Raw genomic sequence first — 18,773 nt, forward strand, 5'->3', positions numbered from 1 at the left:
GTGTCGAAGATTTGGGCATTCTAGCTTATATAGCGGTCAGTAAGGCAAGATCAATAAATAGCGACAACAGAAATTGGGCATTACCGCCCAATTTCTTCTCTTAAGTAAGTGATCAACGAGAATTGATTTCGGTGATTTTGAGATTAATCAGTTGTTTCTGCCAACGGTTTTTATCGACACCTTCAACCCAAATCACAGGGCTCTTACGTTGCTCGCCTTTACGTAGGTAGGTTTCCGGCATACGGAAAATGGCTTCCCAGACTTCGAGTTTTTCGGTTTTGAGCAAGGTGCCATCGTCGGCAAAGAAGCTAGCTTCTACCTCTACTAAGGTCACATGCTCACCGCTGGTACTAGCAAGCTCGAAAGTTAGGCCGAGTTTATCCTTTTTCCATTGGCTCTCGCTGAAGGTGACCTTAATGCCATCTTTGGCGGTTGATCCCAAGAGTTCTGGGCGCGCAATGGCATTGGCAGTTAGCGTGGTGACTGGCGCAGCAGTTGCAACCGCGGGCGTATTGCTGGCTACGGCTGTTGCCGCTGGGGTTGATGTCACCTCGGTAGTAGGGGCTGTAACAGTGGCAATCGCTGGCGCTGCCGCGACTTTGGTCTCTGTGATGATATATTCCCAAGTAAAGTCATCCTTGAGTCTGACCTGAGCGCCATTCTCTAGGGTGATAGTTGCCACATCGGCGGCCATCACAGATGAAGAGAGCAGCAATAATGAGCTGAGCGCGCTGAGGCGAAATGAATTGGGCATGGTTTCTGGCTCCGATATCAGTCGAGTCAATAATTTGCCCTAACATAAACAATTTGCAGCATAGTCGTCACTGTCTAAGTCGTGTTTTGGTGAATAAAGTGGATTTAGTCTGGATTTAACTTAACTAAACTTGAACTAAACTTGGACACCCAACCTTAATAGCGTGGTAGTTAACCTCCGACTATGCTTTGGTTAAGCATTAAACAAGGAGGTTTGTATGCCGCGCCCCCGCAGAACTCAGATAAGCCTTGAAGACACACCTTATTACCATTGCTGTAGCCGCGTGGTGCGTCGGGCATTTTTATGTGGTGATGACAGTTACTCGGGTAAAAATTATGACCATCGCCGAGGTTGGGTAGAATCGCTACTGTTTGAACTTGCTGCTGTTTTTGCTATTGATGTAGCTGCTTATGCGGTGATGTCTAATCATCTGCATGTGGTGCTGCGAGTCGATATCGAGACGGCAAATCGTTGGACTGACCGCGAAGTGCTTGAGCAATGGCATAAGTTGTTTAAAGGCGATGAATTAACGCAAAAATTCGCCAAAGGTGAGTTGGTTGAGGCGTATCAGGTCAATCGATTAAAGCATTCAATCGCCCTTTATCGCAGTCGTTTGTGTGATATCTCATGGTTTATGCGCTGCCTCAACGAACCAATTGCAAGACAAGCAAATCAAGAGGATAACTGTACAGGTCGCTTCTGGGAGGGGCGATTTAAATCGCAAGCTCTACTCGATGAAGCTGCGGTATTAGCCTGTATGACTTACGTTGATTTAAATCCGATTCGAGCGCAACTTGCTGATACACCAGAACAATCCGACCATACCAGTATTCAACTGCGTATTCGGGCCGCATTAAAAGGTGAGCAGCCAAGCAATCTCCTGCCGTTTATTGGTAACGAGTGCGACGACCAACCCAATGGCATTGCGTTTTCATTAAAAGATTACCTTCAGTTGGTGGATGATACAGGCCGAATTATTCGAAATGATAAACGTGGATACATCAGTGAAAGTAGCGCCAAGATACTGAACAGATTAAATATCCCCCATGATAATTGGCTCAAACTGACCACCGAATTTGGCAAGTTATTTCATGGTCCAGTGGGCACATTGCGAGCACTAACCGATTACTGCGAACACTTAGAAAAGCGACGACGGCATTTTGCGTCAAGCTGCCAGCACTTTAACAGCAACTGATAACGGCTTATATCACTTCAAAAGCCCCATCCAGAACACTTCCCAAGCGCTATGGGCCAATTTACCTCGTCTGAAATACCCCATTTTTGAAGGAATTAGCGTAATTTTTTGCCTTAGATGCTCTCCCTGCGACTTTTGATGACTCCCACTAAAGTTATTTTAGCTCACACAAGTTGTAGGCAAACCGAAAGTGCATTATGTTATTGATTTAAAATGGGTGGCTAGATTTAAAAGTCGCAAGCTGCCAGCACTTTTACAGCAACTGAAAACTACTTATATCATTTCAAAAGCCCCATCCAGAACACTTCCCAAGCGCTATGGGACAATTTTCCTCGTCTGAAATACCCCATTTTTGAAGGAATTCGCGCAATTTATTGCCTTAGATGCTCTCCCGCGATTGTTGATGGTCCCTATTTAAACCATTTTAACTCGGACAAGTTGTAGGCAAACATAAAGTGCATTATGTTATTGATTTAAAATGGGTAGCTAAATTTAATTTTTGATCCAAACAAAAGAGAAATAGTTTCAACAACTGAATGGGACGGTATTGGCAATATTATCTACAACAAAGCAACTGGGTTTCTAGTTGCAACAGATGGTCTTTGTTTAGCCTTATTCAATGGGCCTCGCTTAGAATGGTCAGGTGAAAGAGTATCTGCTGACGGCATTAGCTTTACCGACCAGTCCGGTCCTGTAATAAAAGGGGGTCTAAATGACCTTACTGATGAAGGTTGTGAGTTTACATTTAATGCAAGTACCCGTGAGTTTAATGCGGCATGGGTGTTTGCCAAAAACTGGGATTAACAAGTCAAAGCCATGGACTTGGTTAAGCTGTCACCTGTTTTGCGTGCGCCCAAAAGCCGCCAACTTCACCAAGCCGGTGTTTGAGGCGTTATGTTTTCGGAGGGAATATGCGAAGACTTCTAATTATTCTTACTGCAATATCGGGATTGGTAATGGCAAAAGAATACCCAGCATCTTATGATGCAGTTTCTGAAAAGTATGAGGCTGTTGGCTTTTCCAATCTGTCTGAAAAAGAAAAGGCAATATATACGATTTGGTGGTTTGAAGCAGAGGTAAACAATGGTGGGTTCCATCAATATTTCTGGAACTCTTCTGGGGATCATGCTGCGTTTGCTCTGAAATCACTCAATAATATAGGTGCCACTAAAACTGCCTCATTGCTCCAACGGGCTATAGATGTGGCTTTCAATGGTAAGTTACCCGAATCTCGCCTTGAAAGACAAAACCATTTAAAAATTGATGAAGACTCAAAGATGGGTAAGCTCGGAGATCTAGATTCAGAGTTTTACGAGTATTCGGAAAACTTTTATGAAATGCTTGATGCTTATGTGGCGAAGTAAAAACATAAAAAACGCGTAATGTGCTGATTTTCCGCTAGTGCTTCAAACCAGCACACTACGCGGGCGTTAATCCATAGCAATTTTTATCCGAAATTCACCTGATACAGTTGACGTCCTGACATGCTTTAATGTCCCAAAACGAGTTTCAAATCTTCTTTTAGAACAAACAGGCTAAACCGATGTTAAACGGGTGAACCATGGTGATTAGCGAGGCGACCGTCCGCCCCATGGCCGCTCTTTGGCATCCATGCCATCGCGGCATTCGTGAATCCATTCACATCAGACAGGGCGGCCCTGCATCCACGGATGGACTTGAACAACATCCCTGTTTAACGGCCAGTTTGCCATCCATAGCCCTCGTTCATAAGCTAAGAAATCCTAGATTTCTATTCACCGTGTCGCCGAGCAAATACCATGGTTCGCCCTTAAATATGATCCGCATTCAATAACCAAGCAATGATATTCGTCTTCCAATATTTAACGCTCTTCTGTTCCATAGTGAGTTGTGTGCTTTCGAGTGGAGATTGTACGATTAAGCCTCGCGATATAATCAAAACTGTCGGTGCGTGTATGCGTTAGTACACTTGAGGAGGGTAAAATGCTCATCAAATATCATACTTATATATTGGTTTTTGGCTTGGTTTTTAGTGGTCTAGCATGGGCTGATGAACCCGCTACTATGGGCTGCGCTGCAAAATTAGCGGCCATTGGCGCTGAACTCACCGAGGCTAAGGCTGCTGGCAATCAACATAAAGTCGCTGGACTTGAAAAGGTCTATGATGAGATTGCTACCCATTGCGATGATGACAGCTTAACTGCGGAGCGTTTAGCTAAAATTGAGGCCTTAGAAGCTAAATTAGCCGAGCGCCAACATGAGCTTACCGAAGCGATTGCTGATGGTAAGCCTATGGATAAAATTAATAAAAAACGTCAAAAGATTGCAGAGGTCGAATCAGAGCTTGCTGAGGCGAGAGCTGAACTCTCGCAATAAGTTCGGACTCTTTCGGGTTAACCCGCGTATCCAATGCTCAAAATCGTTGATTCAGTGCTGGAGTTATAGCCAGCACTGAGAATAATATGCTCTGTGATACGGTATCTAAGGCCTGCTTCAGCACCCCATTGAGTGGTTTTATCTTCTTCCCACCTAGGTTTACCGCCAGCAATTCGGGGTGAAATATTGTTGGTGTAAGCTGTGGTGCTGGTATAGGCACTGCCTCCCGCATAAAAGCTTAAGTCGGTCGTTAAACTGTAGCTTAAACCTAAGCGCCATAGGCTTTCTTGCCGATGGGATAATGCAGGTTCAGGCACAACAATATCGGTTTCACGACTGCGGGCATAACCAAGGTAATAACCCCATCGCTGGTAATTATCATCAAAATGGTAAGGTGCAATGGTGATTCCATACAGATTATCTGTTGCCGGAACGTAATCGAGCATTAACGCTATATAGGGGGTATGGGTCTTTTCATCTGATTTATCTGGCATAATCAGATGACTTGCAGTGTTATATTCTGCTGCTTGTAGAGGTTGGCATAGGCTCAGTAGTCCCATGCTAAGATAGGTGAATTTGGGGAAATGGCGATACATGGGATGGCTTCCTTAATAATAGGTTGAATATTGTTCATTTCCTTTTGTGTGCGGTCAATTCAAAATGCTAAAATCTCTTTTAAAAGAATGATTTGTGAAATAATTGTTTCTTGCGTGAGCGTTTAAAATGGGGCGTTTAACCAAGGGTAACTCGGTTGTTTCCTTTGTATGATTTTGTTGCGCTAGTACCTAAATTGGAGTGAATCGTGGATCAGGAAATTCGCCTTGAAATCTCGGGTTGGTTATCAAGTATTGGGATCGATAGCCAGCCGTCAGACGGGATATCGACCAGCATTATGCTGCTTGCTTGCGTGTTAGTAGCGGCCATTGCCTATTTTATTATGCGCCGAGGAGTTATCCGCGCGGTGAACATGGTCATCCTGCGTTCAAAAGTGACGTGGGACGATGTGTTTATGCGTTATAAAGTGCTCGAAAAGCTGGCGATGTTAGTGCCCGCTATCGTGCTAAACCTGTTAGTGCCAATTACGTTAACCGAGCACCCTTTACTCAGCAGTTTAGTCGACCGTCTCCTGAGTATTTGGCTGGTAGTGTTGATGATCCGTGCCATTTACGCTGGGCTGGATGCGGTTAATGAGATCTCCGACATCAATCTGGTCAGCCGCCGTTTGCCGGTAAAAAGCTTTGTGCAGCTGATTAAACTCTTCCTGTTCTTCGTCGGTCTGATCGTGTCGATTTCCGTACTGGCAGATCAGTCCCCGGTGTACTTCCTCAGCGGTTTAGGTGTGGCAACGGGTTTTGTGATGTTAGTGTTCCGCGACACCATTTTAGGCTTTGTGGCGGGGATTCAGCTGGCAGCCAACCGCATGGTGAGCAAGGGCGACTGGATCCAAATGGACAAGTACGGCGCCGACGGTGCGGTGGAGGAAGTGTCGTTAACCACGGTCAAAGTTCGTAACTGGGACAAGACCATCACAATGATCCCCGCCTATGCCTTAGTGTCGGATGCGTTTCGTAACTGGCGTGGTATGTCGGAATCCGGTGGTCGTCGTATCAAGCGTGCTGTCAATATCGACATCAACAGCATTAAATTTTTAACTGAGGAAGAACGAAATCGCCTCAGTAAAATCAATTGTTTAAAAGAGTATTTCCCCGCGAAGATCAGCGAGATCCAAGAGTCGAATGCTAAAGTGTCGGATCTGGATATGATGGTTAATGGGCGTCATTTAACCAACGTGGGCACCTTCCGCGCCTATTTGCAGGAGTACCTACAGCGCCACGATAAAGTGCATAAAGATATGACTCTGATGGTGCGCCAACTCGCGCCGACGACTGAAGGTTTACCGATAGAGATTTATATCTTTACCAATGACACTCGTTGGGCTTTTTATGAGGCGATACAAGCGGATATCTTCGATCATATCTTTGCCGTATTGCCCGAGTTTGGTTTACAGGCCTTCCAAGCGCCGACGGGCAACGATATCCGCAGTCTAAAATCGGTGAAAGTTGAAGGCTAATCTCGACTGACTAAGATGGCGGCGAGGGTGAGAAACACGCCGCCGCTAGTACGGTCAAACCAATGCAGTTTGTTGCTGGCCTTTAGGCTCGGGGCCAGCACATTCGCCATCGAGGCGTACAGCATCACAAAGCTAAAATCGACCAGCGCCCAGGTGAGGGCAAGAATCGTCAGTTGTGGCATTTGTGGTGCGGTTAAATCGATAAATTGTGGAAATAACGCCGCAAAAAACAGCAGGTCTTTAGGATTGCTGATCCCTACTAAAAATGCCTGCTTATAGAGTTGCTTAGCTGTCCCTTTTCCTTCGGTTTTCGCGACTTCCAGCTTTTGCCCCTGTGACTTGGTGAGCACGAGTTTTATGCCCAAAAACACCAGATAGGCGGCGCCGCACCATTTGAGTAAGCTAAAGCCGTATTCCGAGGCGCTGATTATCGCGCCTAATCCTGCCGCCGAAGCCGCCATCAACACCAGTGCGGCGCTGACACTGCCAAGCCCCGTGGCTATGCTGCGTGTTTTGCCGAAATGAATACCGTGGGACATAGACAACATGGCGATAGGCCCGGGGGAAATCCCAATCAACACAATCGCAAAAAGGTAGAGTAACCAGGTTTCGGTCTGCATGCTTTGCTCCGTTATTCCTCAGGCATTAACGTCTGTTGTCTGGCGTATAGTCGGGGATCGTTTTGGGATGACGTCCTTTAATGCTGCGGTAAAAACTGAGGATTTCCGCCATATCTTGCTCGATTTCCCTTGGTTGCAGTGGCGGTTGGATCACCACGGCCTTACGGGCAAAGTCTAAGCCGACTGGCACGATTGGCACCTGCGCCTTGGAAGCGATATGGTAGAAGCCGCATTTCCAGCGGGTTACAGGGCTGCGAGTACCTTCGGGGGCGAGCGCGAGTTTATAGTCGGGTTGGGTGGCAAATAACTGCACCGCAGCATCGACTAAGTTATTGTTTTTACGCCTGTCCACTGGGCTGCCACCGATAGCGCGGAAGAACCAACCCCAAGGCGGAATAAACAATTGATGCTTACCGAGGAAGTGTATGCGGGTGTTTAAGGCGCCGCGAGCGAGCACGCCGATGATAAAGTCCCAGTTACTGGTGTGTGGCGCAACAATCACAATGTATTTGGCTTGAGAGGGTAATTGCCCTTGGATTTGCCAGCCTGAAATTTTGAGTAGCCAGCGGCATAAATGTGTAAACATAGTTTGGTGCTCAGAGTCGAAAAATGAATAATATCATCAGCTTTTTTTAATTATAAATCGGCTTTGACAAGATAGTCTGCGCCAATTTGGTTATAGTACAGTCTAACCTGATAGTTGGGGAGCGATACTATGTTGCGACAGGGATTGATGAAAAAACATATTTTACGGTGCTTCGCGGTACTGATGTTGCTGTTTGTTGGGCAGGTGAGTGCGGTGCCGACGGATGACATTGCCCAAATGCTAAAAGGTCAGGAAGATGCGTGGAACCGCGGCGATCTTGACGCTTACATGCAGGGTTATTGGAAGAACGAACAGCTTAGATTTGTCTCTAATGGAAAGTTTCGTTACGGCTGGGATGAAACCCTTGCCGCCTACAAGAAAAACTATCCGAATAAAGAGGCGCTGGGTGAGCTAAAGTTCACCATCAAAGAAATCAAAATGCTCAGTAACTACGCCGCTATGGTAGTTGGGCGTTGGGATTTAAAGCGGCAAAAGGATGCGCCCACGGGGGTATTTACCCTGCTGGTGGAAAAAATTGATGACCGCTGGGTGATCACTATGGACCACAGTTCAGACTGACCGCTAAAAGTCGGCGAGACAGTCTGGCTCCTTAGGTAATTGCGACGGCAGGGTGAAGTGGAAGTCCTGCTGTCCCAGTCGTCGACCCTTACCGTCATATCTTACCTCGGTAAACTGGACTTCCCCTTGGGTATTTTGCAGCAAAATGCTGGTGGAGCGGGTGCCATAGTCGGGGTGACGAATATAAATTGCCGAGAGTCGGCGTTCCCACTCTAGCCCGACGCCAGTGTCGGGTAGCTCGTTATCCTCTGGCCGCGAATCATCCTGCATCAACTTAATCAGCGACTCTAGCTCGAGTGGCCCCGATTGTTGGATAAGGGCCTCGAGTGAGCGTTGGCCTTTAGCCATTTTCGGCCAGACATCATCGAGTGCGCCGTTGCTTATTGCATGGAATCCTGCCGTAAGTTTTACCGTTTCTTGCTTAAGACTATTAAAGCAATAGAGATTAGTGCCTTGGCCAAACACGAGATTAAATGGCTGATAATCTTCGGCGTGTTCCTCAAGCCAGTTAGGGCAGATAAGCGAACCCGAGCTTAGGGCTTTAATGATCAGTTCGCCGCGGCTGCGCATCGGCTCTTGGGACTTTTGCGCCACCCTCAGGTTAGTGACGCCCGCAATTTGCCCCTGCTTATTCACCCCAAACCAAGTGCCACCCGCCTGCAAATCCTTGCCCGCGAGCATATTCTGCTCCGGTTGCCAAAATTGTGCCGGTGCTGTGGGCCTATGGTGAAACTCATCCCGATTCGCGCATATGATCAGCGGATATTGAGGATGAGCTTTAAGGGCGACGAAGAGTATGCACATAACAGGCTAAGGTTATCCAAGGATAAGGTTAACTTAGCCTGTCTGTGATCAAATGAACAGTGCTAGTGATGGTGCTTATTTACATCGCTATGGCTGTGGCCGCCACTCTGATGAGAGTGTGTATGGCCATGCCCGTGACTATGGGCGGTTTCTGTAGCCGAGGCATGCGCGTGAGCATGGCCGTGCTTATGACCATGAGTAGCCGGTTTTAACATCATCAGGCGGCGTAAGAACTTACGTGGCCCTAGGCGCAGTAAGCTCGCAGCAAATAAACCGGATAGAACCAGCAAGGCGGCCAAATTAATTGCCTCAGGCAAGGTGACCAAGGAGAACCACATAGGTAACTTAAGGGCTGCTACCAGTGATACGGCAATAATCGTCAGCAAAACACCACGCTGCGGCCAACTCATAAGTTTAAGTTGGGCGATGTTCAGCACGGGCGCAGCAATTAGAGGCAGTATGATGGCAATTGGGCTCCAGCCGCTGTAGGCGAGGGCTATCGACAGTACTGCTGCACCTAAATTACAGAAACGCATAGGTAAAAAGACCAACAAGAGTACGGCAATCTGCAACATTGGATTGCTTAACGGTACCGAAGGATGGCCGATCAGATTGACGAGCACTAGGCTGAGAAGCACCCAAGGGGCACTGCGATCAACCAGATGGGCAAAGCCAAAGCGCAGCGCATTGTGGGGCAACTTGCTGTGGGGATCGGTAATCTCGACCCGAGCATGGGCGAGATATGCACTCATAATAAACACCACGAGTAGCTGGAATAGCGCTAACCAAGGGCCAAGCAGTAGCGCGCTGAGCACGAGTGCCTCTGGGCCCGCTAAGCGTTGGAACCAACGGCGAGCCAGGCTGTTATCCTGCGGAGTTAAGCCAAGCTGGAATCGCAGCGCAGCTGCGGCATAGCTGAGTAAAAGTACTGGCGCTATGGTCATTAACCAAGTGGTTAGCTGTTCGGTGCTGTGATCGTGGTGGGCATGGTCATGGCCGCCGGAATCCATCAGTAACAGCACTATCAACAGTCCAATCCCCAGTAAACTGCCGATACCGGCCTGATATTCATACTGGCCTTGCTTATCGGTATCGTGTTGACCATGGGGTTGATGCAGTACAACGTGCAGGATTGAACCCGTCACAAAGGCTTGTAAATAAACGGTATTATCTAAACTGAGCTGGGATAATAATTGCTCGCCCGCGAAATAACCCACGCCAGTGAGCAGCATCATGGCGACTAATACGAGACTTGCCCAACGGGTTCCTACTTGAGGCTTGAGTAACCACCAAATGGCGAGGCCAACGGGCAGGCGATGCAATATCACCCCGAGCGCCAATAGGCTGGAATTGCCGTCCTGCTGCGCCAGCACCATAGCGCCGCCATCTGTAATGGTGTGCAGTAAAAGGCCGCCAATCCCGAGTGACAGGGTGAGATTATGGGTGATCTCTGAGTAGCGGTGGAATAAGCGTTCGCTGGCGGTCGGTCCCCAGAGGCCTAGCACCACAAAGACGATGGCCAATAGGCCGCCATGCTCGAGTAATTCAGGCAAAATATGGATCAGCACTAGCCCGCCTAAAGAGACGAAGATAAAGCCATCGAGTCCCTTCTGTAAGCCGCTGCCCGATGAAAAGTAGCGATAAAACAGTGGTCCGATTAATAGTGCGATACAGCTAGCGAGAAGATAGAGCATGGATTCCACGAATTTTGCTGAAAAAACGCCATAGTATACCAGTTGAAATTAAAATGAGCAGTGACTTACAGGCAATTTACTCACGCGACTATGACCTATTATTGCAGGCGCAGAAATCCCTTTAACGCTCAAGGGCGTAAACTCAGTGCGGCTTGGCATTGGTTGGGGGGTAAATTGATAAAGGTATGCTGGCTTAGAGCCATCATTAGGAATTTTATAGATAATTTTTCACATCTGTAACGCGAAAAAGTTATACAATATGGGTTCATGTTGGCTTGGGCGTTGATAAAGTTAAATGGATATATTTTCTGCTGCGGTAATGTTGTTTTTGATTATGGATCCCCTCGGTAACTTACCGATTTTCGCGTCGATTTTAAGGCATATCGACCCGAAAAAACGTCGCAGGGTTTTGATCCGCGAACTGATTTTTGCATTAGTGATCATGTTGGCCTTCCTGTATGCCGGCGAAGCCATCCTCAGTTTCTTAAATTTGCGCTCTGAGTCTGTCAGCATCGCTGGCGGGATTATCCTATTCCTGATCGCCATTCGAATGATTTTCCCTCAACCTGGCGGTGTGGTTGGCCTTGCGGCGGGGGAAGAACCCTTTATTGTGCCTATGGCGATTCCGTTGATGGCGGGACCATCGATTCTGGCTGCGCTGATTTTACTTGCACACACCGACAGTTCTCGTATGGGTGACTGGACGATAGCACTAGTATCTGCGTGGGGAGCGAGTGCGGTTATCTTAATGTTCTATAAGCTCTTTACCCGCATGTTGGGTGAAAAAGGCTTAACGGCCGTTGAGCGCTTAATGGGGATGGTACTGGTGATGATTTCGGTGCAAATGTTCCTCGATGGGGTTTCAAACTATATGAAAACCGCCAGCTAAACTTTGCGAAATATTGTAAGAACCGCATTAATGTCGTTAATGCGGTTTTTTTGTGCCCTAATGTCGGTTGTGATTTGCTGAACAAATGCTGACTAAAGTAAAAAAGAATGACTTTGCAGTCTGTATCAAGTTGTTACATAAATGTGGTCCTGATATGTTTTTACGTCCCGCAAAATTCGGGATAGGTATTCAAAATACGAGCTGCCAAAAACAAACTTGCCATAGAGCAAATAGGCACTAGCCTTAGAAAATAGCTCGGCTACAGCGCACATTGTGACGGAAGGAAGAAGGTAATGCGAAGTTCAAAAAGTATCACAGCGTTAGGTTTGATGTTGGCCTTGCTGAGTGGCGTAAGTATTGCCGCGCCCAATCATACGCCAGCGGATGCAGGGGTCATTAATAAAGAAAGGATCCTCTATTGGTTGATTAAGCGGGGTGAAGTCTCTGCTGATGCCAGCGATAGCGTTAAGCAAGCGGCCGTTGAAGCCTATATTGCCCGTGCCAGCCTAGCTCAGCCTAAAGAGCCGAGAATGGTGATTGAGGCAGAGCAAGAGCGCCTACAAAAAGCCAAAGCGACGGCGATGATGCGCGCACCCGCACAGCGAGTATTAGCGGATGCCGACGTGACTAAAACGGTGAAGGTATTAACCGTTCTAATTGATTTTCCTGATTTAAAGTATAACAACAATGGTTTAACTGCGAGTGATACCGACATGTATTACTCTAGTTACCCCGCTTCTCACTATAAAAATTTACTCTTCTCCACCACAGGTTTTAATGGTCCTCAAGGGCAGACCTTAGATTCGGCCTATCAATATTACCAAGCTGTTTCGGGCAAGACCTTCTTCTTTACGGGCGATGTGAAAGGTTGGTACACCGCTAGCCAAAATGCCGATTACTATGGTGCGAATGATGCCGATACGGGTAGTGATGCCAATGTGACTGAGCTAGTGAAAGAAGCGGTAACCCAAGCGGTTGCCAATATGTCAACCACAGAGCTTGCAACCTATGATGTTGAAGACCCATATGATTTAAATAATAACGGCAATTTAGATGAGCCAGATGGCATTATTGACCATGTGATGATTTTCCACTCGAGTATTGGGGAAGAAACTGGGGGCGGCAAATTAGGGGATAATGCGATTTGGTCGCACCGTTATTACGTTGACCAGAGCACGCAAGGTTATAGCCTACCTGGGTCGTCCAAAAAACTCTTTGGTTACACCATACAACCAATCGATGCGGCGACTGGGGTATGTACCCACGAGTTTGGCCATGATCTTGGCTTACCCGATGAATATGACACTACGGATAACACCAATAAGGATGGCTCTCCCGTAGGCGCATGGTCTTTGATGTCCGGTGGCAGCTGGACGGGTGCTATTCCAGGAACTAAACCTAGCGGTTTTAGCCCTTATGCACGTTCATATTTACAGGAAAAATATAAAGGTAAATGGCTGAATGAGCGTGAGATCAGCTTAGACAGCATTCCTAAATCTGGTATGGAGATCACCCTTAATCAGGCGACAAACCAAGATGCGGTAAATCAGATATCCATTCCGCTGCCTGCTGCGCCGATCGCCTTTAAAGCACCCTATCAAGGGAGTTATCAGTATTACTCTGGCCAAGGCGATATGCTGAACCATAGTATGAACTTTACGGCAAATTTACCGGCGACGAGTGAAAAACTTACCCTTGCGATGCAGGCAAGTTGGGAGATTGAGGCCGATTATGACTATATGCAGGTCAAAGTGAATGGTGTGGCGATTGCGGGTAATTACACTAAGTCCGTCAACGCAATTAACAGCGCTCGACATATTATTACGGGTAAATCATCGAGTATTTCGACCGCAGGCGGCAGTGATGCTTGGGTGGGGTTGGAATATGATTTGTCAGCTTACGCTGGCAAAAATGTAACGATTGAATTTACTTATGTGACCGATGAGGCTGCTATTGAGTCGGGTATCACTATCGACAACATCAGCATCAAGCAAGGTGCAACTGAGCTGTATGCCGATAATGCTGAAGCTGCGGGTAAAGCGACTCTGGCAGGTTATAGCCGGATCACCAACACACGTCCAGGTGCGGCTTCACGCTACTTAATCCAATTGCGTAGCCACAATGGCGTTGATGCAGGCTTAAAGAACGAAGGTTTTGATCCCGGTGTTCTCCTGTGGTTAGAGGATTTTAGTTACCATGATAACAACGTGTCAGATCATCCTGGCCATAGTTTGATTGGGGTGATTGATGCTGACCAGAACATGATAGGGAATAGATCAACCGACACCCAAATCCGCGATGCAGCCTTTAGTACTGTAAGGCAAACCGCTTACAGCGGTGATACTAACCTCGAGCCTGTCAGCTTGTTTGACGATAGTTTAGATTACAGTGCGCTGCTACAACCTCAATCGGGTATGGTGTTGCAAAAACTCGGCTTGACTATGCAAGTGGTCTCTCAAGCCAGTGACAATAGCACCGCGGTTATCCGTTTAGCCAATGCGAATGCCGATCCTGCATTAACGCCCTTAACGGCAGCGATCAATCTAAGTCAAAATGGCTTAACAGCCTCTGTTACTGCCGCGGTCGAGGGTGGTGAGGGTGCTTATACTTATGCTTGGGATTTTGGTATTGCGGGAGCAACCAGTACTTCAGCGTCGGCGACTTATACCTACGCGAATGCAGGAACTTATACGCTGACCCTAACGGTAACAGATGCTAAAGGTACCAGTGTTACGGTGACGAAAACGCTTGTGGTGAGCTTGCCTTTAACGGCTGGCTTTAGTGTCAGTGCTAACCAACTTACGGTTAACTTTAGCAACACCTCGGCAGGTGGCGTTGGCAGCCTAAGCTATACATGGAACTTTGGCGATGGCACTTCTAGCACTTCGGCATCGCCAACCCACACTTACACTCGCGCGGGCACTTACACTGTCACGTTGACGGTGAAAGATACTCAAAACGCTACCGCGAGTAGCAGTTCAAGCGTTACCGTGACAGCACCAACTACGCCAGTCGAAACCCCAAGTAGTGGCGGTGGTGGTAGCTTAAGCTGGCTGAGCCTAGTGTTGCTCGGTGGCTTTGCGTGGCGCCGCCAGCGCCAATAAGCTTATGTGTTAACGAAAAAATGCCTCTGATATAGAGGCATTTTTGTTTTAGCTTAGCGGTTAGGGTTGTAGCCTAGCCATCGCTTGTACTGCGGCCGGGAGGAACATTTCGCTGACAAACATTTCCTCCTCGTTATGGTGAAAATATCGGCGTCGACCCCAGAGCTCGTGTTCGACGTTTTGCGCTAAACTCTGAGCGAGCTGAGCGAGGCGACTGTCGGGGGTAAAGCGGGCTATTTCGATGCGACCGGGCACAAAACTGTCTTGGCTAAACAATAATTCACCCAGTGGGCGTGTACCTAGGCCTAAAAAATCGGCTTGGCGGGTCGATAATAAAGATTGTGGGATCAAGGTTCTAGCAAAGACCCAAGGCACAGAATCGAGGCAGAGTAACACTTCCCGCACCCAAACGGCATTTTGCTTGGGATATTCCCCTTCGAGCGGCGCACATTGGCCTTCACCGAGGATTTTGACTTCGAATTTATCGCAACAGCCCTTGAGCTTTTGTGTCAGGCTTCCCGGTGCCAGCAACCATTCTTTAAGGGGAGAAGAGGGAAGATTTTTGGCGTTATCGGCACAAAACCATTGAATAGATTCGCCATAGGGAAAGCTTAAGCTGGTCACATTCATTAAATACTCGTTACAATATAAGCAAACGTCGGCAGTCTACCAGATAGATTGGGAAGTTTCTTCCATTGACCATTATTGTTTTTAGGGAGCTGTAAACCGCGATGAAAAAATTATTATCAGCCTGCCTGATCTTATTCAGTGTTGTATTGAGTGCATATGCGGCCGACGAGAAAGAAGCGGCTCCCGCGGGAGATTACGCCTACTACGGTTTTGAACCCGAAATCGTGACTAACTATATTTCAAACCGCAAAAAACTGGGGTTTGTGAAGATCAGTGTCGAGCTGATGGTAAAAAGTCCTGATGATCTCGTCATCGTCGAGCGCCACGATCCGCTACTACGCGCCGCGATTATTGAGGTGCTGGGTAATCAGGCCGAAGAAAAGATTAAGTCCCTCACTGGCCGTGAAGAAATCCGCCGTGAATGCTTTGATATGGTGAATAATCTGCTGACCAAAGAAGCGGGTAAACCCTTAGTGGTCAACCTGTTGTTTACCTCCTATCTTTACGATTAATCTCGCCAATATGCTAAGGGCTGATCCTTTGATTAGCCCGCCCTTGTTGATAAGTCATTATGCCTAAACCCGTCAATAAAACTGCCGCTAAACCCGCGACCTCAGCCGCGGGTAAACGGGGCAAGCCAAGCGCGCCTAAGTCAGTGGTCAAACCCCAAGTTGCTAAGCCGAAAACGGTGAGTAAGCCTAAGGCAAAGCGCGGCGAGAAGAAAAGCTTACATCCGCGTAATTTGCATATTAATGGCTATGACTTTCCGGCCCTGATGGTGAGTTTTCCTAAGCTAAAAACCTTTGTTCGGCCCACGCCCTATGGCGCCTTATCTATCGATTTTGCCGATCCCTTAGCGGTAAAAAACCTGAATGCGGCGCTCTTGAAACATCATTATGGGCTGGCATTTTGGGATATTCCCAAGGGCGCGCTGTGCCCGCCAATCCCTGGGCGGGTCGACTATCTACATTACTTGGCCGATCTGTTATTTGAGGGCGGCAAAGTTAAGTACACTGCGGCGATCCGTGCCTTAGATATAGGCACGGGGGCGAATGGTGTTTACGCCATCCTAGGTCATCAAGTGTATGACTGGCAGTTTGTCGCCTCGGATATTAATCCTCAGTCGCTCACCAATGTGCAGCGGATTATCGACAATAACCCGAGTTTACAGGGGCACTTATCCTTAAGGCGGCAGCAGGATGAAAAGGCGGTCTTTAAGGGAATTATTCAAGCCTCAGATCGCTTCGAGTTAACTCTGTGCAATCCTCCCTTTCATGGCTCGTTAAAGGAAGCGAGTGAAGGCTCGCTGCGCAAGGTGCGTAATCTGCAACTCAATCGTGGTGAGCAGCCTAAAGCGACCAGCGCGACCTTAAACTTTGGTGGTCAGGCGGCGGAGTTATGGTGCCAAGGGGGAGAAAAGCAATTTTTAGCCACTATGATCCGCGAGAGCCAAGCGTTTGCCGAGCAGTGTTTGTGGTTTACCAGCTTAGTGTCGAAGCAGGAGAATCTAAAGCCTTGTTATCAGGCTTTGGAAAAGTTGGGTGTCGATACAGTAAAAACCATTGAGATGCAGCAGGGCAATAAGGTCACTCGGGTGCTCGCATGGAGTTTCCATTCGCAGGCTAAACGTTTGCAGTGGCGTAATCAGGTCATCAGCGGGGAATAAAAAACAGGCGCCGAGTGCGCCTGTTGTTTTACTCAGCCTCAATTACTGGGCTTTTTCCTGTGGATGGTCGCGGCGAAATAGCGCCCACTCATCAATTTTTTCACCGCTTGGCAAAGTACAGACACCCTGTTCGCCTTCAGCCGTCTTTTGGATTTCCGAGGTGCCACCTAGTGAGATGCAATATTCGGCCGCTGGGTTGGCGATTTGCACCTTAGCGCCTGCTTTGGCTTCGGTTGTTACTGCGGCGGGCGCCTGAGTTGCAGGTTCAGTCTTCTCGCCGCAGCCGACTAAGCTACCGCACATGATCAGGCCGATTAACAGTGGTGATGTTAACTTCATGCTGTTTTCCTTGTCGTTGAGTGACTTATTTACGTCCTAAAATCCGCAAAATACGCAGAAATAGGTTGATGATATCCATATACAAAGCGGCGGCACTGTCGACGGCATTATCGACGGTTTTTGGGATTTGATTTGCGCGGCCCCAATCGTAGCCAATATAGCCGCAGAAAATGAGCACAACTATCCAATCCAAAATGCCGTGGTGGGTTTTAAAGATAAATATTTCAATCAGTTCAACGACTATTACTAATAACAATGCGATAGTCAGCACCCCAGCGATTTTCTGGAAGAAGGCAGGGAACATAGTTCCTAAACACATCATGGCGATAGTGACTAAGCCCGTGATTCGAATCGCTTCGGTCACTAGCTCTGGGTCGTACTGGCTAACGACCATATTAATGATCAAGCCGAAGGGCACGACCACAAAGTTGTAACCAATAAAGCTGACGAGGGGGTTACTCGATGTTTGAAATAAGTAAATCCCAAAGAAACACGAAGCGAAGTAACCGATAAAGAAAATCCACGGGTTAACGCTGGCAATTGCTTCGGGGTCGATATGGCTGACCATTATATAGTTCACGGCAAAACCCCAAAGTAGGGTTAAGCCAATCACTAAATTATAAAGACCCGCGCCAATGAGAGTGTCATCGGTAGTGCGGCGGTCGAATACGCTGTTTTCAGAATCCATTGATTTTTATATCCTTAGTTGTTGAAAGTAAGCTAGTTACTGACTGCAAATTTTGCAGTGGGGTTGTTTAGGGAGTTTCATTTCGCGAAATTCCATGGTCATGGCATCGATCATCAAGATTCGTCCTGCGAGTGTCTTGCCCATCCCAGTAATCACTTTAATGGCTTCAACCGCTTGCAAGCAGCCGACCATGCCAACTACTGGGGCGAGAATGCCAGATTCGACGCAGCTGAGTTGCTGCTCGCCAAAGAGTGAACTAAAGCAATGATAACAAGGTGTTTGTGCTTGATAGTCGAAGACAGTAACCATGCCTTCCATACGAATCGCGGCGGCTGAGACCAGTGGTATTTTGTGCTTAAAACAGCTTTGATTTAACTGCTCACGCACACTGACATTATCGGTGCAATCCACCACTATACTGTGGCTGGCGACTAAGGCGTCGATCTCATGGTCATCCAATACCGCATTGATAGTATTGATTTTAACGTGAGGATTGAGCCGATTAAGGCTCTGCTTGGCCGACTCGACCTTAGGTTGGCCGATAGTGGCGTCTTGATGCAGCACTTGGCGCTGCAAATTAGAGAGTTCGACCGTATCGAAATCCACTAGAGTCAACTCGCCAATGCCCGCAACTGTGAGATATTGCCCCGCCGCGCAGCCTAAACCGCCGGCGCCAATCATCAAGACTTTGGCGAGTTTTAAGCGCTCTTGGCCGTCGATATCCATCGCCTTGATGGAGATTTGGCGGCTGTAGCGGGTGAGTTCGCCGTCGCTGAGGATCTCTAGTTGTTCATTCATC

The 18,773-nt window shown here is 47.7% G+C and carries 19 protein-coding genes; 9 read left to right on the forward strand and 10 right to left on the reverse strand.

Features of this window, described 5'->3' with window-relative positions:
* Window positions 1-112: 112 nt before the first annotated feature.
* Window positions 113-754, reverse strand: coding sequence for a DUF3157 family protein (locus EYR25_RS18040; RefSeq protein WP_023265875.1), 642 nt, complete (start codon window positions 752-754; stop codon window positions 113-115).
* 217 nt (window positions 755-971) lie between these two features.
* Between EYR25_RS18040 and EYR25_RS18045 the strand changes: the two genes are divergently transcribed.
* From EYR25_RS18045 to EYR25_RS18055, 3 genes are all read left to right on the forward strand, one after another.
* Window positions 972-1,949: a transposase gene (locus EYR25_RS18045; protein ID WP_133181968.1), complete on the forward strand. Its 978-nt coding sequence runs from the start codon at window positions 972-974 to the stop codon at window positions 1,947-1,949.
* A 956-nt stretch (window positions 1,950-2,905) separates the two neighbouring features.
* The gene (locus EYR25_RS18050) at window positions 2,906-3,313 is read left to right on the forward strand and encodes a DMP19 family protein (RefSeq protein ID WP_165953524.1); all 408 of its coding nucleotides are present in this window, start codon (window positions 2,906-2,908) and stop codon (window positions 3,311-3,313) included.
* Window positions 3,314-3,911: 598 nt separating this feature from the next.
* Complete coding sequence (locus EYR25_RS18055) at window positions 3,912-4,304, forward strand: DUF1090 domain-containing protein (RefSeq protein WP_133181972.1); 393 nt, start codon at window positions 3,912-3,914, stop codon at window positions 4,302-4,304.
* A 17-nt stretch (window positions 4,305-4,321) separates the two neighbouring features.
* Here the strand turns inward: EYR25_RS18055 and EYR25_RS18060 are convergent, their stop codons facing one another.
* The gene (locus tag EYR25_RS18060; RefSeq protein WP_133181974.1) at window positions 4,322-4,900 is read right to left on the reverse strand and encodes an outer membrane protein; all 579 of its coding nucleotides are present in this window, start codon (window positions 4,898-4,900) and stop codon (window positions 4,322-4,324) included.
* A 206-nt stretch (window positions 4,901-5,106) separates the two neighbouring features.
* Between EYR25_RS18060 and EYR25_RS18065 the strand changes: the two genes are divergently transcribed.
* Window positions 5,107-6,375, forward strand: a complete 1,269-nt coding sequence (locus EYR25_RS18065; protein ID WP_023266273.1) for a mechanosensitive ion channel family protein — start codon at window positions 5,107-5,109, stop codon at window positions 6,373-6,375.
* On the opposite strand, the gene EYR25_RS18070 is transcribed toward EYR25_RS18065, so the two are convergent.
* Window positions 6,372-6,995, reverse strand: a complete 624-nt coding sequence (locus EYR25_RS18070) for a LysE family translocator (RefSeq protein WP_133181976.1) — start codon at window positions 6,993-6,995, stop codon at window positions 6,372-6,374. The genes EYR25_RS18065 and EYR25_RS18070 overlap by 4 nt on opposite strands.
* A 25-nt stretch (window positions 6,996-7,020) precedes the next feature.
* Entirely contained in the window at window positions 7,021-7,581 is a 561-nt protein-coding gene (locus EYR25_RS18075) for a lysophospholipid acyltransferase family protein (RefSeq protein WP_011715392.1), read from the reverse strand.
* Window positions 7,582-7,710: 129 nt separating this feature from the next.
* Here EYR25_RS18075 and EYR25_RS18080 point away from each other — a divergent pair, with 129 nt between their 5' ends.
* A complete protein-coding gene (locus tag EYR25_RS18080; protein WP_023266271.1) occupies window positions 7,711-8,160 on the forward strand; it encodes a YybH family protein in 450 nt (149 codons plus the stop codon).
* A gap of 3 nt (window positions 8,161-8,163) precedes the next feature.
* On the opposite strand, the gene EYR25_RS18085 is transcribed toward EYR25_RS18080, so the two are convergent.
* The gene (locus EYR25_RS18085) at window positions 8,164-8,964 is read right to left on the reverse strand and encodes an NRDE family protein (RefSeq protein ID WP_133181978.1); all 801 of its coding nucleotides are present in this window, start codon (window positions 8,962-8,964) and stop codon (window positions 8,164-8,166) included.
* 62 nt (window positions 8,965-9,026) lie between these two features.
* Entirely contained in the window at window positions 9,027-10,658 is a 1,632-nt protein-coding gene (locus EYR25_RS18090) for a ZIP family metal transporter (RefSeq protein WP_133182954.1), read from the reverse strand.
* 295 nt (window positions 10,659-10,953) lie between these two features.
* On the opposite strand from EYR25_RS18090, the gene EYR25_RS18095 reads away from it, so the two are divergent.
* Window positions 10,954-11,547, forward strand: coding sequence for a YhgN family NAAT transporter (locus EYR25_RS18095; RefSeq protein ID WP_023266268.1), 594 nt, complete (start codon window positions 10,954-10,956; stop codon window positions 11,545-11,547).
* A 293-nt stretch (window positions 11,548-11,840) separates the two neighbouring features.
* Window positions 11,841-14,651, forward strand: a complete 2,811-nt coding sequence (locus EYR25_RS18100; RefSeq protein ID WP_133181980.1) for an immune inhibitor A domain-containing protein — start codon at window positions 11,841-11,843, stop codon at window positions 14,649-14,651.
* A gap of 60 nt (window positions 14,652-14,711) precedes the next feature.
* On the opposite strand, the gene EYR25_RS18105 is transcribed toward EYR25_RS18100, so the two are convergent.
* Entirely contained in the window at window positions 14,712-15,281 is a 570-nt protein-coding gene (locus tag EYR25_RS18105) for a chorismate--pyruvate lyase family protein (RefSeq protein ID WP_133181982.1), read from the reverse strand.
* 101 nt (window positions 15,282-15,382) lie between these two features.
* Between EYR25_RS18105 and EYR25_RS18110 the strand changes: the two genes are divergently transcribed.
* Together EYR25_RS18110 and rlmF are read left to right on the forward strand one after the other, a co-directional pair.
* On the forward strand, window positions 15,383-15,793 hold the full coding sequence (locus EYR25_RS18110; RefSeq protein WP_133181985.1) for a flagellar basal body-associated protein FliL: 411 nt from the start codon (window positions 15,383-15,385) through the stop codon (window positions 15,791-15,793).
* A 59-nt stretch (window positions 15,794-15,852) separates the two neighbouring features.
* The gene (rlmF, locus tag EYR25_RS18115) at window positions 15,853-16,947 is read left to right on the forward strand and encodes a 23S rRNA (adenine(1618)-N(6))-methyltransferase RlmF (protein ID WP_133181987.1); all 1,095 of its coding nucleotides are present in this window, start codon (window positions 15,853-15,855) and stop codon (window positions 16,945-16,947) included.
* A 42-nt stretch (window positions 16,948-16,989) separates the two neighbouring features.
* On the opposite strand, the gene EYR25_RS18120 is transcribed toward rlmF, so the two are convergent.
* From EYR25_RS18120 to moeB, 3 genes are read right to left on the reverse strand one after another with little or no spacing between them, the layout of a single operon-like run.
* Window positions 16,990-17,286 (reverse strand): putative hemolysin, encoded by a 297-nt coding sequence (locus tag EYR25_RS18120; RefSeq protein WP_133181989.1) that lies wholly within the window; start codon window positions 17,284-17,286, stop codon window positions 16,990-16,992.
* Between the two features lie 25 nt (window positions 17,287-17,311).
* The gene (locus EYR25_RS18125; RefSeq protein ID WP_133181991.1) at window positions 17,312-17,974 is read right to left on the reverse strand and encodes a Bax inhibitor-1 family protein; all 663 of its coding nucleotides are present in this window, start codon (window positions 17,972-17,974) and stop codon (window positions 17,312-17,314) included.
* A gap of 36 nt (window positions 17,975-18,010) precedes the next feature.
* The gene (moeB, locus tag EYR25_RS18130; protein WP_133181993.1) at window positions 18,011-18,772 is read right to left on the reverse strand and encodes a molybdopterin-synthase adenylyltransferase MoeB; all 762 of its coding nucleotides are present in this window, start codon (window positions 18,770-18,772) and stop codon (window positions 18,011-18,013) included.
* Window position 18,773: the final 1 nt, after the last annotated feature.

The organism is Shewanella decolorationis (assembly GCF_004354305.1).
Taxonomy (GTDB): Bacteria; Pseudomonadota; Gammaproteobacteria; order Enterobacterales; family Shewanellaceae; genus Shewanella; species Shewanella decolorationis.